Below are 16,613 nucleotides of genomic sequence, written 5' to 3'. Positions count from 1 at the left end.
GTTATAAGTGCGTTAATCGCCCACATTTACAGCTTAGCTTTGGGCAACATAGCGCTTCAATTTATAAACTTTTTAGAGATACTTGTTTGAGCAATCTTTTTTTAAGCACACTTTGTTCAAGAAAACGGACAGTAATAGGCGGCTTATTGAAAGATCGTCATATAAAACGCCTTGCCTGTGTTTTGGTAGTATGTTGCTTAGCAGCTTGTTCAGGCAAACCGGCTTTAGAAAGCCAAGCCGTGATTAATTTAAATAATAATTTAGCGCAGCTTCAGCAGTGGAAATTAAAAGGTAAAATTGCATTTATAAGCCCTTCCCAGCGAAAAAGTGCTTACATGAACTGGCAGCAAAATAATCGTAGCATGCAGTTTGATCTAAGCAGTGTTCTAGGCATTAATGTCGCGTCGCTGTCGTTTGACGGACAACTGGCCATACTGCAAGCCGATGGCAAAACTTATCAAGACCCTTCGCCGTCCGCGCTAATTTATCAAACAACGGGATGGCAGGTCCCCTTGGAGCAGTTAAGCACTTGGGTAAAAGGTGCAGCTTCACCAGGCGGACGCTTAAATAATAAGCTCACAGCTAACGATTCGTATACAACGGTAGTGATGGCGCAAAACACCCAGCAAATTACGCGCTATGAGAATGGACTCATCAAGCAAATAAAACCAGTTTGCGCCAATGAAGGCAGCGAAAAATCTCGCTGCGACCAATGGACAATTGACTATACAAGCTATGCTAATGTGACCATAAACAACATTCAATACCAATTACCCACACAAATAAATATGTACAACTCAGGTAACCAAGCCACCATTAAAATGAGAATTAGTGAATGGAGCCAGTAAGCCCCGCAATAAAACCTACGCTTGAATGGTGGCCCAGCCCCGCAAAAATTAATCTATTTTTGCATATTTGTGGCCGTCATGAGAATGGCTATCATGAGCTACAGACGCTGTTTCAACTGCTCGATTACGGCGACAAAATAGGCATAGAGCTTAACGCATTATCCAACGTCACACTTAGCGATAATATTGACGGCGTAAAAACACAAGATAATTTAATTTATAAAGCGGCTTGTTTGCTGCTGCCTTATCGGTCAAATCCATCTTTAGGCGCTAATATTTATGTACGTAAAAAAATTCCAATGGGCGCTGGATTAGGCGGTGGTTCGTCTAACGCAGCCACTGTGTTGGTGGCGTTAAATTACTTGTGGCAGTGCAATTTACGTCAAAGCGAGCTGCTCTTGCTGGGCAAGTCGTTGGGTGCAGACGTACCCGTTTTCGTTAATGGTCACAGTGCATTTGCCCATGGCATTGGCGATAAACTAAGTAATACTCATATTGAACCCGCTTACTATTTAATCGCGACACCCGATGCGCATATTTCTACGCAGGCAATTTTTACGCATCCTGATTTACCCAGAAATTCTCATAAACTAGATATTAATGAGTATAAATTTGCATTAACACGAAATGATTGTGAGAAATTAGTCTGTAATTTGCAACCTGAGGTTGCAAATTTACTCAACAGATTGCTACACTACGCACCGTCGAGAATGACGGGCACAGGTGCCAGTGTTTTTGCCAAATTTACTACATTAGAACGAGCAAAAGACGTCATGCAGTATTTACCTGATAGGGTCACAGCGTTCGTTGCTAAAGGCCTTGATGTATCTCCACTGCATGTAAAGCTTGCACAATGTACGTAATCGTAAAGTATCACTGCCCCTGAACATGCATTTGGGGTACTGCCAAGTTGGTAAAGCAGCGTCTTTTGATCCCGCCATTAAAAGGTTCAATCTCTGCCATCCCAGCCAATATAGTTAATACGCACCGAGGAATAACTTGTGCCTGATATGAAGCTCTTCACAGGAAATGCCATTCCTGAACTTGCCCAGAAAGTCGCCGAACGTTTGTACACAAAATTAGGAAATCTTACTTGCGGTCGCTTTAGTGACGGTGAAATCAGCGTAGAAATCCATGAAAACGTACGCGGTTCCGACGTTTTTATTATCCAATCAACCTGTGCTCCTACCAACGACAATCTAATGGAACTTATCGTTATGATTGACGCCTTTAGGCGCGCATCTGCAGGTCGTATTACTGCGGTTATCCCTTACTTTGGATACGCTCGACAAGACCGCCGCGTGCGTTCTGCCAGAGTGCCCATTACCGCTAAGGTAGTCGCCGACTTTTTGTCTAACGTGGGCGTAGATCGGGTTCTCACCGTCGATTTACACGCAGAGCAAATTCAAGGTTTCTTTGATGTGCCTGTAGACAACGCGTTTGGTACCCCCATATTGCTTGATGACATGTTCCAACGAGATTTTGACTCGCCCGTGGTAGTATCACCCGATATTGGCGGCGTGGTTAGAGCAAGAGCCACAGCAAAGCTACTCAACGACACCGATTTGGCGATTATCGACAAACGCCGTCCAAAAGCAAACGTTGCGCAAGTAATGAATATTATTGGTGATGTGCGAAACCGAGACTGCATCATTGTAGATGACATGATTGACACCGGTGGCACCTTAGCAAAAGCAGCCGAGGCTTTAAAAGCCCACGGCGCAAAACGCGTATATGCTTACGCCACGCATGCAATATTTTCTGGTAATGCCGCGAGAAACCTAGAAGACTCATTAATTGATGAAATTATTGTAACAGACAGTATTCCGCTTTCCGCTGAAATGAAAAAAATCAAAAAAGTGAAGCAGTTGAGCTTATCTGAGATGCTAGCAGAAACTATCCGTCGTATTAGCAACGAAGAGTCTATATCGGCCATGTTTGAATATTAAATTACACTTGCATATTTAATAGTTGAGGCTTATCTTTTGGTAGGCCTTTTTTATGTTGCTGCAACGGGTATGAGGGAACTAAAGGCCACTATCCTTGCCAAATATTGAGGGAAATAATGTCTGATCGCCTTTTATACAAACTACTGACTTTGACACACCTCAGCTTTAGCCGCGTCACTTTACATAAAGTACAGAACAACAAATGTTAAACGTATTGACACAAAATCATGTTAATTTACCAAAATACTTCGTTGCCGCAATAATGATGGTGAGTGTATCGGCCTGCGGCAGTAACAAGATTACAGAAAAAAGCACAGCAAGCACAGCTCAAAGCCCCATTTATCAATCTCAAATGGCAGTGGTGAAAACGGTAGATCCGCAATTAAAAGAAGACAAAACAATGATTCTTACCGGTCAAATTCGGTATCAAAGCTTTGAAGGCGGGTTTTACAGTTTCATTGCTAATGATGGCAAAAAATATATGCCTTCTGGCTTGAAAGAAGAGCATCGTAAAAATGGCTTAATTGTTGAGATGAAGGTGCAGCCCATAACCGATAGAATGACCACACAGCAGTTTGGCACCTTAGTTAAAGTACTCGAGATAAAAATCATTGACGACTCAAAAGTAAGCGATATAAATCAGAGCATGTAAATATAAACTGCTTTTAGACAATTTCAGATTGTAAGCTATGCAATATAAGTGCTAAAATATGCCGCCGTTTTCGAACAAGCGGCATATATATTTTAAGGTGTTTTTATACGTTTACATAGACATTATTATCAATAAGATACTGCACTGTCGTTAACGAACACAACAACTGTATATCACGTAGTTTTTGGTCGCAAAAAGCTACTCACTTAATCGTATTATTTACGCAATCGTAATAATACAAACCTTGGAGACATATAATGTCTGATGCAATATTTACTCTGGATGCTACCGTGCGCACTGACTTAGGGAAAGGTGCGAGCCGCCGCCTACGTCACGCTGGAAAAGTACCCGCTATTATTTACGGTGCCGGCAAAGAGCCAGTATCACTTTCGCTTGATCACAACAAAGTGAATCAAGCGCAAGATTTTGAAGCCTTCTACTCACACGTGCTGACTATCAATATAGACGGTAAGAAAGAAGAAGCGTTGGTTAAAGATATGCAGCGCCACCCATTTAAGCCAAAAGTAACGCACATTGATTTTATTCGTATCGTTGCTGGTGAGTTACTTACTACAAACGTACCTATTCATTTTATGAATGAAGACAAAGCAGACTCTATTAAACTTGAAGGCGGCCACGCTGAGCACCACATGAATGAAATAGAAATAACCTGCTTACCAAAAGATCTGCCTGAGTTCATTGAGATAGACGTAGCTAACGTTAAGCTAGATGAGACACTTCACTTATCTGATGTTACCTTCCCAAAAGGCGTCGAGTCTGTTGAATTAACAAGAGGCGAAGAGCACGATTTAGCGGTTGTTAGTATTAAACAAGCTAGAGGCGCTGCAGTTGCTGATGACGAAGAGGAAGGCGCACCAGTTGCCCCTAATGCTCCAAACGCAGCAGGAGACGCCAAGGATTAATTGGTGTCCGCTATACGGCTAATTGTGGGCCTAGGTAATCCAGGCCCACAATACCATCAAACACGGCACAACGCCGGTGCACAATTTTTAGAAAGCTTAGCGTCAAGGTTTGCTATAAACCTAAAACTCGACCCTAAGTTTTTTGGTTTTTCGGGACGCGGCATTATTGCCGATGAAGACGTCCGTCTTCTTATTCCCACTACGTTTATGAATTTAAGCGGCAAGTCTGTTGCTGCTGTTTGTCAGTTCTATAAAATTGACATTGATGAAATATTAGTCGCCTACGACGAATTGGATTTTGACCCCGGCATTGCCAAATTCAAGCGCGGCGGAAGCTCTAGCCAAAACGGCATAAAGGACATTGTTAGCAGCATGGGGAATCAGCGAGAATTTTTGCGCTTGCGCATTGGCATAGGCCACCCGGGCCATGCGAGTAAAGTAACAGGCTATGTATTGTCAAAAGCGCCACCTGAAGAATACGCCCGCATTGAAGATGCCATTGATGAAGCAATGCGCTGTATCCCAATTTTATATGAACAAAACCTAACAAAAGCACAACACCGGCTGCACAGCTTTAAAGCGCTATAACCTTAGCGCTTAAGTGTTTAGGCAGTTCACACACAATAAACAGAGGTAATTATGGGTTTCAAATGTGGCATAGTAGGTTTGCCAAACGTCGGTAAATCGACCCTATTTAATGCATTAACAAAAGCAGGAATAGAAGCAGCAAACTTTCCCTTTTGCACAATAGAGCCAAACACAGGCGTAGTGCCGGTGCCCGATACACGCTTAGATCAGCTTGCAGAAATTGTTAATCCCAAGCGTGTTATTCCTACCACTATGGAGTTTGTGGATATAGCCGGTTTAGTCGCAGGTGCATCTAAAGGAGAAGGTTTAGGCAATAAGTTTTTAGCCAACATACGCGAAACCGATGCTATAGGTCATGTAGTACGATGCTTTGATGACGACAACATTGTTCATGTTGCCGGAAAAGTGAATCCACAAGAAGATATTGACGTTATTAATACCGAGTTGGGCCTTGCCGATTTAGAAACCACTGAAAAAGCTATTTTACGAGTAGGTAAGCGCGCCAAAAGTGGTGACAGCGAGGCTAAATTTGAGCTAAAAGTACTTGAGAAAATAACGCCGCACCTAAACGATGGCGGCTTATTAAGAGCGCTTGAATTAAGCAAAGAAGAACGTGCAGCAATATCTTACATGAACTTTTTGACCCTTAAGCCAACCATGTATATTGCCAACGTGAATGAAGAAGGCTTTGAAAACAATCCTTATCTTGACCAAGTAACAGCGATTGCCAAAAAAGAAAATGCGGTAGTAGTGAGTATTTGCGCCGCTGTAGAATCAGACATTGCTGAGCTTGACGAAGAAGAAAAACAAGAATTTATGGATGAGCTCGGCTTAACAGAGCCTGGTTTAAACCGAGTTATTCGTGCAGGCTATGATTTGCTCAATCTACAAACCTATTTTACAGCTGGGGTTAAAGAAGTCCGCGCGTGGACTTTTCCCGAGGGCTCTACAGCGCCTCAAGCGGCGGGTAAAATACATACTGACTTTGAAAAAGGCTTTATTCGTGCAGAAATTGTTGCCTTTAACGACTATGTTGGAAACAGAGGTGAGTCTGGCGCGAAGGAAGCTGGTAAATGGCGTTTAGAAGGTAAAGAGTATGTCGTAAAAGACGGTGACGTAATTCATTTTCGTTTTAATGTATAACTGTTATCTACTTTATATTTAGCCGAAGAGTTGCGTAAAAGTTGTAAATAGGGACGTTGCTGCTTAGATTATAGTCAACCATCCTTTTTTGATATATTTTTGACAAAAAACGGTTGACGCTTTGTGTTCAACTAAGCATAATACGCGCCACTTAGAAGCACAGTGAATACAGGCTACGTAGCTCAGCTGGTTAGAGCACATCACTCATAATGATGGGGTCGCAGGTTCGAGTCCCGCCGTAGCCACCATTTTACTTTGCCTGAGTAACTCCGTGCGGGAGTGGTGGAATTGGTAGACACGCTGGATTTAGGTTCCAGTGCTTCACGGCGTGAGAGTTCAAGTCTCTCCTTCCGCACCATTGCTGGGGTATAGCCAAGTTGGTAAGGCAACGGGTTTTGATCCCGTCATTCGTAGGTTCGAGTCCTGCTACCCCAGCCATTTTTTTCCAATAAAGATAGCCTCCAAGGCTAGCTTTTTTGGGGTATAGCCAAGTTGGTAAGGCAACGGGTTTTGATCCCGTCATTCGTAGGTTCGAGTCCTGCTACCCCAGCCATATATAAAGCGTCGATATTTAGCAGTCGGCGCTTTTTATTTATGCCTTTAAAGCTCAGCATATGCCTTCATTATCGATATCATGTTTCTCATAAGCACTTTTTTTTATTGTTTTTTGATTTGACGTGGTTAAACGACTAAAAATCTTGCACAATACACACAAGTTGTAGAAACAGTAATTAACCTTTTCCCCTATGAATGACATTATCACCTGGCTACTTCAAGATATTCTAACTCCTGTTCAAAACGCCGCTACCTATGTAGTAGGCATCGCCAATTATTGGCTCTGGGGCGACCAGACCACCTACGGCATTCTAATATTTCTATTAGTGATCGCAGGCAGCTGGTTTAGCTGGCGTTTAAAGTTTATTCAAATACTTGATTTCAAGCATATGTTTTCGCTTATGCGCAAAAGCACAAAATCGGACGACGCCGGTATCAGTTCTTTTCAGGCGCTGTGTACAAGCTTGTCAGCGCGCGTTGGCACAGGTAACTTAGCGGGCGTAGCGGTAGCAATATCATTAGGCGGTGCGGGTGCTATTTTTTGGATGTGGGTCATTGCTCTGCTGGGAATGGCCACAGGCTATGCGGAAAGTGTGCTTGGACAAGTTTATAAAATTAAAGATTCCAGAGGGCAATTCCGCGGTGGTCCAGCCTATTATATTCAGCAAGGCATTCAAAATAAAGCCTTTGCATGGTTGTTTGCGCTGTGTTTATTCTTTGGCTACGGCTTCGTATTTAGCGCCGTGCAGGCAAACACCATTGCCGATGCACTTAACAATACCTATGAGCTAGATACTATTTATTCTGGCTTGGGTATTGTGGTGTTAGCCGCTTTAATAGTGGTAGGCGGACTAAGAGCCATTGCACGCTTTGCCGAGTACGTGGTACCGTTTATGGGCCTTACCTACGTTACCGTTGCCTTAGTAATAACAATTATTAATATTCAATTACTGCCGGGCGTATTATACGACATTATTACCAGCGCCTTTGGCCTTCAAGAGGCTGGGGCAGGCGCATTAGCAGCTGCCATTAAAAACGGTATTCAGCGTGGCCTTTATTCAAACGAAGCCGGATCAGGCAGTGTTCCTCATGCCGCCGCAGCTGCATCACCCGAGCCTAACCACCCTGCTTCACAGGGCTACGTTCAAATGCTTGGCGTGTTTATTGACACCATGGTGCTGTGTACCTGCACCGCCTTCATTATTTTACTTGGCACACAAACAGGTATTGGTGAAATGGAAGGAATAAGGCTCACGCAAACCGCAATGGAAGCGCACTTAGGCGGCGTAGGAGGCGACTTTGTAGCAGCCGCTATCTGCCTATTCGCGTTCACCTCGGTGGTGGCTAACTATGCCTACGGCGAAAGTAACCTGCACATGTTTAAGCTCGATAATAAGTTTGGCCGAGGCTTTTATACTACCGGCTACTTACTCATGATTTTATGGGGTTCGGTCGCCTCTTTGCCCATGGTGTGGGCAATGGCAGATATGGCCTTAGGTATGATGACCTTAGTTAACATTATTGCCATATTTATTTTAACGCCCACTATTGTGGCGGTAACCAATGACTATCGTGAGAAACGCAAGCTGAATAAGAAAATTACCTTTGCGCAAGATGACTGCTTGATTCAGGGAGAACTAGAAGAGAAGGAAATTTGGCAGTCGAAGACATAGCAAATAAATGCGTTCGAAGGCTTTGTTGGCAATATTTTCGTTTAGTGGGCTGCTGTTGAGCGCGCTATAAAAATGTCGTCAACAGACCGGCCAGTATCGCCACGAGTAAAAGCGGGAATATCCAACGAGAGATCTTTGCTGTATGTTCATCACTCATAGGTTTGCCAAACTTTTCCAACAGTGGGATCAAGATGACTAAGGTTAGTAATAAGACCCCTAAAATAGCAAAAACTGACATAAACTCCTCTTTAATATAGTTTCAAAAATGACCAATATAGAGTAAGTACACAAAGCATAGACAAACAGGCCATTGTCTACACACATTACTTTACTGTTAGACCAAGCCCATCGCATACTTTAGCGCCATTTTTTTAAGTGGACCCGCTTTATCAGCCACTTTAAGACCAATCTCGCGCGCAATTTGCATGGGCATGAAAGTGTTTGAAAAACCATGATAAATCACGTCCATTAGCGACATCATCAGCAAATTAGGTACGCGGCGCTTGTTTTCGTATAGCGCAATTAGTCTTTTCGGCTTATCTAAGCCCTCGTGCTGAATAATGCTTAAGAGAGCGTCTACATCTTTAAAGCCTAAATTAACGCCTTGCCCAGCTAAAGGGTTGATAGTGTGTGCGGCGTCGCCAACAATAATAGCCTTGCCTTGCCCGTAACGATGGGCATGCATTCGCGTAATGGGAAACCCAGCTACTTTTACAATCTCAAACTCACCCAACACATCAGGAAAATCATTAATGACAGCGGCTTTCAAATCCTCTTTAGACGCCTTCTGGATCCATTTACTTTTTGTAGCGTTGTGATACCAAATTAGGCAGGCATAATGGTCATGCATCGGTAAAAGAGCACGCGGACCCGTGGCATAAAATGCTTGCCATGTTTCATCTGGCACTTTTTCTTTGGTTTTAATCAGCACAGCGTTAGCTTTTTGTGCATACTGCCAACCGCTTGTGGGAATACCAGCAGATTGACGAATTTGCGAGTTTGCGCCATCAGCACCAAGCAAAATACGCGCCTCAATAAGCTGGCCGCTGCTAAGGATAAGACTACCCTGCTCAACATCAATACTACTAATGGTTTGCTCATGAATGCAGGTTATTTCATTCGTCCAGTTGGCTTTTATCTCGTCGTATAGGGCAAGCTGAAGCAGTCTATTTTCAACAAAATAGCCAAGCAACTCGCGATCAATCTCAGAAGCTTTAAACTGCGTTGTTTGACTTTTATCGAACAAGTGCTTGCGGCTACTTTCACCATCCCATACGCTCAGGGTATCGTAAGCCCGATAACGCATTTTTTGCACATGCTGCCAGGCGCCTAAGGACTTAAGCAAGTTGATAGAGTGCATATTAAGGGCAGATACACGGATATCAGGGGCCTGTGCTTTATCAAATCCCGCTAAGGGCTTCTTTTCTATTAAAGCAACCTTATGAAATTGCTTTGCAAGTCCTAAGGCCAACGCAGCCCCCACCATTCCTCCGCCAACTACGCAGCAGTCAAACTTTGTTTCAAGCATAAATTGTCACTTCTACATTCACATACTCGCTTCATGTACAGAGTATGCCATAGCACTGCCAGTAATTGAATCTTCGTACAATTGTAATATAACTTCTATTGTAAAGAAGGGGTTTAGAACGGATAGTGAACACCTACGGATATTGAATTACTCAAATAAGGGACGAGTAAGTTACTACTTACCGCTGATAAAACTTCATAATCCACAGCGCGATTATGAAGTTTATCTACTTCTATAGGTAAATATTGTCTCATTGATAAAATAGATATAGTAAACAACACCTTACATTTAGTGAAAGAATTAATTCACACGACCTTTCCTATACCCTTTAGCACTAGCCTTGTGCCTAAATTACAGGTAACATATCGGCCAATTTGAACGGTGGTAAAAAATACTATCGAGTATTATTAAAGTCTTTATTGACGCCACTGCGTATAGTAATAATGTGGCAGAATAATTTAGGTGCTACGTTATCGGCACATCTACCCACTAACCAAAATTTGATGAAGTGAAATGAGCAAAAAATTATTTATAAAAACCTGGGGTTGCCAAATGAACGAGTACGACTCGGAAAAAATGGCGCACCTTTTAGACGTAACTCACGGTTATACAATGGCGGAAGAAGCCGCTGACGCCGACCTTATTTTACTCAACACTTGTTCTATTCGTGAAAAAGCACAAGAGAAGGTGTTTCATCAGTTGGGTCGCTGGAAAAATCTCAAGAAAGACAAACCAGAGCTGATCATTGGCGTTGGCGGATGTGTGGCGTCGCAAGAAGGCGACGAAATTCGTAAACGCGCGCCATTTGTCGATATCGTTTTTGGGCCGCAAACACTGCATCGCTTGCCCGAAATGATTGGCCAAATAAAAGGCGGCGAACGCTCAGTGGTCGACGTTAGCTTTCCCGAAATTGAAAAGTTTGACCGTTTGCCAGAGCCGCGCGCCGACGGACCTACCGCGTTCGTGTCTATTATGGAAGGTTGCTCAAAATACTGCAGTTTTTGTGTGGTACCCTATACACGCGGCGAAGAAGTTAGCCGGCCTGTGGACGACGTTTTGCTCGAAATTGCGCAATTAGCAGCCCAAGGCGTGCGTGAGGTCAATTTATTAGGCCAAAACGTGAACGCCTTTAGAGGTGATCATTTTGACGGCGAGGTGTGTCGTTTTGCTGAACTGCTAGAGCTCGTTGCCAGCATAGATGGCATCGACAGAATTCGCTACACCACCTCTCACCCCGTTGAATTTACAGACGATATTATTCAAGCTTACGCGCATATTCCTGAATTAGTTGACCACTTACACTTACCCGTACAGTCGGGCTGCGACCGTATTTTGAACCTGATGAAACGCGGCCACACCGCTATTGAATATAAGTCGATTATTCGCAAATTAAAGAAAGTACGCCCAAATTTGGCTATGTCTTCTGACTTTATTATAGGCTTTCCGGGTGAAACGAATGAAGACTTTGAAGCCACCATGGACCTTATTAATTTTGTGGGTTACGACATGAGCTTTAGCTTTATTTACAGCGCCAGACCCGGCACACCCGCAGCAGATGCGGTAGACGACGTGCCCGAAAGCGAGAAAAAGAAAAGATTACAAATACTCCAGCAGCGTATCAATCAAAACGCCCAGCAAATTGCGCGCAATATGCTAGATACCCAGCAGCGATTGCTAGTTGAAGGACCTTCGAAGAAAGATCCCAAGGAGCTAACCGGTCGAACTGAGAACAATCGCGTAGTTAACTTTGTAGGTACGCCCGACATGATTGGTGAGTTCGTTGATGTTACTGTTACATCGGTTTATAGCAACTCACTGCGCGGCGACGTGATCCGTCGTGAAGCCGATATGGGCCTGCGCGTTGCCGTATCTCCACAAAGCATTTTGGCCAAAAAGCCTACGCCTAACCAGCTTGGCGTTATTCAAATAATGCCTGCGTAAGCGAAAATAGCGATTTTATAATGTGCCAACACACACTTTGAAAAAACGAAGATAGGGAAACTACTTGAGTAAAATAGTCAGCAATAAAGTGATACTAGATCCACAAGACACTAAACGTTTATCTAGCCTTTGTGGCCCGTTCGATGAAAATCTAAAGCAAATAGAGCGTCGTTTAGGGGTAGAGATTATCTACCGTAATAACGAGTTTAGTGTGCACGGTGAACCTCAGCAGGCTAACGGCGCAAGTGAATTACTGAAGCTACTATATATAGAAACGCAGCCAGTGCGTGGTAGTGTACCTGTTTTAGAACCTAAACAAGTTCATTTAGCGATTCAAGAAGCAAAATGCCTAGAGCACGCTGAGGCAGATACTCACGCTAAAGAAATAAGTATAAAAACAAAGCGCGGCATTGTTAAACCTCGCAACCCAAATCAATCTAAATATGTAAACAACGTGCTTACCCATGATATTACCTTTGGCGTAGGCCCTGCAGGTACAGGCAAAACGTATCTGGCAGTAGCCTGTGCGGTAGACGCCTTAGAAAGACAAGAGATTAGACGCATATTGCTAACACGACCCGCGGTTGAAGCCGGTGAAAAGCTAGGTTTCTTGCCGGGTGATCTATCCCAAAAAGTCGACCCTTACTTACGGCCGCTATACGATGCACTATTTGAGATGCTGGGTTTTGAGAAAGTTGAAAAGCTAATTGAACGTAATGTGATTGAAGTAGCTCCATTAGCATATATGCGAGGGCGCACCTTAAACGATGCTTTTATTATTCTTGATGAATCACAAAACACCACAGTAGAACAAATGAAAATGTTCTTAACCCGCATTGGCTTTAATTCAAAAGCGGTCATTACGGGTGATATTACGCAAGTTGATTTACCCCGCGGCACGCGCTCGGGTCTTCGCCAAGCGATTGATGTACTTGCCGATGTTGACGACATTAGTTTCAATTTCTTCACCGCGACCGACGTTGTACGTCATCCTGTGGTGGCAAGAATTGTGCAAGCCTACGAAAACTACGAGTCAGTTCAAGACGCCCTTCAAGCTAAGAAAAGACAAGAAAAGCAAGACCAATTTAACAGGGATAACACGTCATCAAACGGCAAATAGATAATTCCGTCAGTAGCACCTACAAGGACGTAGAGTGACATGAGTGATAATTTATTAATTGATGTTCAGTTTGCCGACGATTTGGCTGACACTGTTTCAAAGAGCCTGCCTACACAAGACACCATTAGCCAATGGTTGAAGCTGGCCTATTCATTAGCAAATGATTCGTTAGCCCTTGAGCAACAAAAAAGTAATGACTTGCTCCCTGAACTTAGCATTCGCATAGTATCAATTGAAGAATCCCAGTCTTTAAACGCCCAATACAGAGGTAAAGATGAGCCCACTAATGTGCTGTCTTTTGAGAGTGACTTACCTGACTTTGTTCCCAGCGCTTTTTTAGGCGACTTGGTTATATGTGCTCAAATAGTGGCAAATGAAGCCCTTGAGCAGCAAAAAACCCTTGAACATCACTGGGCGCATATGTGCATACACGGTATGCTTCATTTAATGGGCCTTGACCACATACAAGATGCTGATGCACATGAAATGGAAAGCCTCGAAATAACAATATTAGCTAAATTAGGTATTGACGACCCATATCAAATTAGTTAAACATAGCCATAACGATATCAACGTGAATTCAGTTGGCCTGCGCATTTAACATAACCGTCGCCTATACCAACTTCACACACTTTTAACTTTACTATATAAGATGCGAATTAAATAATGAGCGATGACAACCCCCCTTCACCCAACGGTTCTTCTAACAAAAGCTGGTTAGGTAAATTTATGACCAACTTTAAAGGGGAGCCGCAAAATAAAGAAGAGTTATCAAACTTAATTTCTAATGCCGAGTTCAGAGATGTCATTGACCCTCAAACAAAAGAAATGATCGAAGGTGTTATGGGTGTCAGCGAGATTAAAGTCCGCGAAATTATGATCCCGCGGGCACAAATGATTACCATTGATATTGAACAAACGGTTGATCAGTTTTTACCCTTAGTATTAGAGTCTGCTCACTCACGATTTCCGGTTATTAGTGAAGACAAAGATCACATTGAAGGTATACTGCTAGCGAAAGATCTTCTGCCCTATGCGTTTAATGACGAAAAGAACTTTGTGCTTAGAAACGTTATTAGAGAAGCAGTTATTGTGCCTGAAAGCAAACGGGTTGACGTGTTACTAAAAGAATTTAGGCAGCAGCGCTACCATATGGCAATAGTGGTTGACGAGTACGGTGGTGTTTCGGGCTTGGTTACCATTGAAGACATACTTGAACTCATTGTGGGTGAAATTGAAGATGAGTTTGATGATGAAATTACGGATAGTGGCAATATCCGCCCGCTTAATAAGTCAACCTATTCTGTAAAAGCCCTCACCCCCGTTGACGATTTTAATAAGTTTTTTGAATCATCTTTTAATTCCGATGAATCAGATACTATTGGTGGCGTAGTGCTGCGCGCCTTCGGCCACATGCCCGAAACAGGCGAAAAAGTAAATGTAGATAACGTACAGTTCGAAGTCACTAACTCTGATAAACGACGCCTATTGCAACTTAAGGTGTATTTACCCGAATTGGAGAGTTAGGCTGTCTACACTCTTGGTGAACGTTCTTCTTTTTTGTTTAGGCGCTAGCCTTACCTTTGCGTTCGCGCCATTTAATCTATGGCTGATTGTTTTTGCTGTTCTACCCATTTGCATTTATCTTCTTGCCTATAAAACGCAAAGCCCTTTTAAAAGTGCCTGGTGCTTTGGCTTCGGCTATTTCGGTGCAGGTATTTCATGGATACACGTCAGCATATATGAATTTGGTGGCTTGCCGCTTATGGCATCAGTTGGCCTAATGGTGATGCTTTGCGGGTATTTAGCTTTGTTTCCTGCACTGCTGTTTTATGCAGTGTCTCGTTTTTTTAAGCCTGCCCTATGGCCTCTTTGTTTACCGTTTGCATGGCTTTTAATGGAATGGCTGCGCGCTTGGGTGTTAACCGGTTTTCCGTGGCTGTCAATAGGTTATTCGCAAAGCAATAGCCTATTTAGTGCGTATTATCCCTTGGTGGGTGAAATAGGCTTAAGCGCGCTAATCGTATTGGTTAGCGCCGCCGCCGCAGTTGGCATTGCACAAAAACAGTGGCTGCATGCGCTTATTCCTGTTCTTGTGTTTACTGTCAGCGCTTACATCCTGACCAGCGTGCAGTTCAGTACGCCAACAGGGATAATCAAAACCGTGGCGCTGGTACAAGGAAACATTGCGCAATCGATGCGCTTTGAGCCAGAAAAAGACCTGTTGGCTATGGACAAATATCTGGAAATGACATCGCCGTATTGGAACTCAGATATTATTATATGGCCTGAGGCCGCGGTGTCACGAATAGAACCACTGGTGCAGACATTTTTAAAGTCCTTAGACAATCAAGCAACTAAAACAAATACAGGCCTGATAACGGGACTTATTAACTACGATTTACGCACCAATATTGCCTACAATTCGCTTGTAGCACTTGGGATAGATAGTGGCACTAACACCGAGGCGTATGCGCCAAACCACAGTAAGCGCTTTGCTAAACATCATTTATTACCCATAGGGGAGTTTGTGCCTTTTGAGAATTTACTTAGGCCTTTAGCACCTATTTTTGACTTACCTATGTCTTCTTTTAGCCGTGGTGATTACGTGCAGCCTAATTTGGTGGCGGGAAGCACCTATTTTGCGCCGGCTATATGCTTTGAAATTGCTTTTCCTTCACAAATAGCAGCCAATTTAACCAGCAAATCTAACGCCATTATAACGGTTAGCAACGACGCTTGGTTTGGCAACTCTCACGGTCCACATCAACATATGCAAATAGCACAAGTGCGCGCAAAGGAGTTTGGCTTGCCTGTTTTGCGTGCCACCAACAACGGTGTTACTGCCATTGTTGATCACACCGGCCATATCCAAAGCCGATTGCCGCAGTTTGAAGCTGCGGTGCTTAACGACACCATTAGCTTAGTCATAGGAGACACACCCTACCGAAGCTTCGGGAACGGGCCTATTTGGATACTTGCACTGTTCGGATTTGGTGCCGCTATTTATCAGCGGTCACAAAGAACTCCGCTTAATTAGAATTAATGCGCCGATTTTAGTATTGAATTGGCTGAGAAGTGAAGCCTAATTTACACATTTCAATCTATCAGTTTTTCACAGGAGCTATATCTTTTTTCAGTATAATATAAACAATTAAATAGCGCTCCTTCTCATCAGAACGCTAAATATAATCCACTTGGATAATTTCATACTCAACCACACCAGAGGGCGTTTTAATAGCAGAAACATCGTCAACTTCTTTACCAATTAACCCGCGCGCAATAGGCGAATTCACCGAAATCCGGCTGTTCTTTAAGTCGGCTTCGTCATCACCCACAATATGGTATTGAATTTCTTCGTCGGTGCCAACATTAAGTAATTTTACGGTAGAGCCAAATATGACTTTGCCATTATTGACGATTTTGGTCACGTCAATTATTTGTGCACCCGCCAGCTTACCTTCAATGTCTTGAATACGTCCTTCACAAAAGCTTTGCTGATCTCGTGCAGCATGATACTCAGCATTTTCTTTTAAATCGCCGTGTTCTCTGGCTTCAGCAATAGACTTAATAATCGTAGGTCTAGTTTTAGACTTTAGTACATTTAATTCCTCACGCAACTTTTGCGCGCCTTGCAGTGTCATTGGGTAAGTAGTTGCCATTATTATTCTCTTATCATGATGTGTTGATTTG

The 16,613-nt window shown here is 43.2% G+C and carries 16 protein-coding genes and 4 tRNA genes; 17 read left to right on the top strand and 3 right to left on the bottom strand.

Annotated features, from left to right (window positions below; all coding sequences use genetic code 11):
- The first annotated feature begins 146 nt into the window (after positions 1-146).
- The 12 genes from lolB to BAE46_RS07990 all read left to right on the top strand — a co-directional run bounded on the left by lolB (position 147) and on the right by BAE46_RS07990 (position 8,331).
- Entirely contained in the window at positions 147-848 is a 702-nt protein-coding gene (gene lolB, locus BAE46_RS08045) for a lipoprotein insertase outer membrane protein LolB (protein WP_070112316.1), read from the top strand.
- The gene (gene ispE, locus BAE46_RS08040; RefSeq protein ID WP_006003242.1) at positions 836-1,711 is read left to right on the top strand and encodes a 4-(cytidine 5'-diphospho)-2-C-methyl-D-erythritol kinase; all 876 of its coding nucleotides are present in this window, start codon (positions 836-838) and stop codon (positions 1,709-1,711) included. The genes lolB and ispE overlap by 13 nt, the downstream gene beginning before the upstream one ends.
- Positions 1,712-1,849: 138 nt before the next feature.
- Complete coding sequence (locus BAE46_RS08035; protein WP_006003241.1) at positions 1,850-2,797, top strand: ribose-phosphate pyrophosphokinase; 948 nt, start codon at positions 1,850-1,852, stop codon at positions 2,795-2,797.
- 202 nt (positions 2,798-2,999) lie between these two features.
- Complete coding sequence (locus tag BAE46_RS08030) at positions 3,000-3,449, top strand: hypothetical protein (RefSeq protein ID WP_006003239.1); 450 nt, start codon at positions 3,000-3,002, stop codon at positions 3,447-3,449.
- Between the two features lie 257 nt (positions 3,450-3,706).
- Positions 3,707-4,372, top strand: coding sequence for a 50S ribosomal protein L25/general stress protein Ctc (locus BAE46_RS08025; RefSeq protein ID WP_006003237.1), 666 nt, complete (start codon positions 3,707-3,709; stop codon positions 4,370-4,372).
- A 3-nt stretch (positions 4,373-4,375) separates the two neighbouring features.
- The gene (gene pth / locus BAE46_RS08020; RefSeq protein WP_006003234.1) at positions 4,376-4,960 is read left to right on the top strand and encodes an aminoacyl-tRNA hydrolase; all 585 of its coding nucleotides are present in this window, start codon (positions 4,376-4,378) and stop codon (positions 4,958-4,960) included.
- 51 nt (positions 4,961-5,011) lie between these two features.
- Positions 5,012-6,103 (top strand): redox-regulated ATPase YchF, encoded by a 1,092-nt coding sequence (gene ychF / locus BAE46_RS08015; protein ID WP_070112314.1) that lies wholly within the window; start codon positions 5,012-5,014, stop codon positions 6,101-6,103.
- A gap of 171 nt (positions 6,104-6,274) precedes the next feature.
- Positions 6,275-6,351 (top strand) — tRNA-Met (locus BAE46_RS08010).
- Positions 6,352-6,376: 25 nt separating this feature from the next.
- Positions 6,377-6,461, top strand: a tRNA-Leu gene (locus BAE46_RS08005).
- Positions 6,462-6,465: 4 nt separating this feature from the next.
- Positions 6,466-6,541, top strand: a tRNA-Gln gene (locus BAE46_RS08000).
- A 39-nt stretch (positions 6,542-6,580) separates the two neighbouring features.
- Positions 6,581-6,656, top strand: a tRNA-Gln gene (locus BAE46_RS07995).
- A 193-nt stretch (positions 6,657-6,849) separates the two neighbouring features.
- Positions 6,850-8,331, top strand: a complete 1,482-nt coding sequence (locus BAE46_RS07990; RefSeq protein ID WP_070112312.1) for an alanine/glycine:cation symporter family protein — start codon at positions 6,850-6,852, stop codon at positions 8,329-8,331.
- Between the two features lie 64 nt (positions 8,332-8,395).
- Here the strand turns inward: BAE46_RS07990 and BAE46_RS14785 are convergent, their stop codons facing one another.
- Together BAE46_RS14785 and BAE46_RS07985 are read right to left on the bottom strand one after the other, a co-directional pair.
- Positions 8,396-8,569: a hypothetical protein gene (locus BAE46_RS14785; RefSeq protein ID WP_006003225.1), complete on the bottom strand. Its 174-nt coding sequence runs from the start codon at positions 8,567-8,569 to the stop codon at positions 8,396-8,398.
- 96 nt (positions 8,570-8,665) lie between these two features.
- Complete coding sequence (locus tag BAE46_RS07985) at positions 8,666-9,859, bottom strand: FAD-dependent oxidoreductase (protein ID WP_006003223.1); 1,194 nt, start codon at positions 9,857-9,859, stop codon at positions 8,666-8,668.
- 513 nt (positions 9,860-10,372) lie between these two features.
- Here BAE46_RS07985 and miaB point away from each other — a divergent pair.
- From miaB to lnt, 5 genes are all read left to right on the top strand, one after another.
- Positions 10,373-11,800 carry a tRNA (N6-isopentenyl adenosine(37)-C2)-methylthiotransferase MiaB gene (miaB, locus tag BAE46_RS07980; protein ID WP_070112310.1) on the top strand — a complete coding sequence of 476 codons (1,428 nt, stop codon included), beginning with the start codon at positions 10,373-10,375 and terminating at the stop codon, positions 11,798-11,800.
- Between the two features lie 64 nt (positions 11,801-11,864).
- The gene (locus tag BAE46_RS07975; RefSeq protein ID WP_006003221.1) at positions 11,865-12,920 is read left to right on the top strand and encodes a PhoH family protein; all 1,056 of its coding nucleotides are present in this window, start codon (positions 11,865-11,867) and stop codon (positions 12,918-12,920) included.
- A 39-nt stretch (positions 12,921-12,959) separates the two neighbouring features.
- Positions 12,960-13,472, top strand: a complete 513-nt coding sequence (gene ybeY, locus BAE46_RS07970; protein WP_006003220.1) for an rRNA maturation RNase YbeY — start codon at positions 12,960-12,962, stop codon at positions 13,470-13,472.
- A gap of 114 nt (positions 13,473-13,586) precedes the next feature.
- Positions 13,587-14,447: a CNNM family magnesium/cobalt transport protein CorC gene (corC, locus tag BAE46_RS07965; RefSeq protein WP_006003219.1), complete on the top strand. Its 861-nt coding sequence runs from the start codon at positions 13,587-13,589 to the stop codon at positions 14,445-14,447.
- A gap of 13 nt (positions 14,448-14,460) precedes the next feature.
- Positions 14,461-15,960: an apolipoprotein N-acyltransferase gene (gene lnt, locus BAE46_RS07960; protein ID WP_006003218.1), complete on the top strand. Its 1,500-nt coding sequence runs from the start codon at positions 14,461-14,463 to the stop codon at positions 15,958-15,960.
- Between the two features lie 142 nt (positions 15,961-16,102).
- Here the strand turns inward: lnt and greA are convergent, their stop codons facing one another.
- Complete coding sequence (gene greA / locus BAE46_RS07955; RefSeq protein ID WP_006003217.1) at positions 16,103-16,582, bottom strand: transcription elongation factor GreA; 480 nt, start codon at positions 16,580-16,582, stop codon at positions 16,103-16,105.
- Between the last annotated feature and the right edge of the window lie 31 nt (positions 16,583-16,613).

The organism is Glaciecola punicea (assembly GCF_001756615.1).
In the GTDB taxonomy this organism is placed as follows: Bacteria; Pseudomonadota; Gammaproteobacteria; order Enterobacterales; family Alteromonadaceae; genus Glaciecola; species Glaciecola punicea.
Note: the sequence above shows the minus strand (reverse complement) of the source record. Positions and strands in the feature narration are given on the sequence as shown.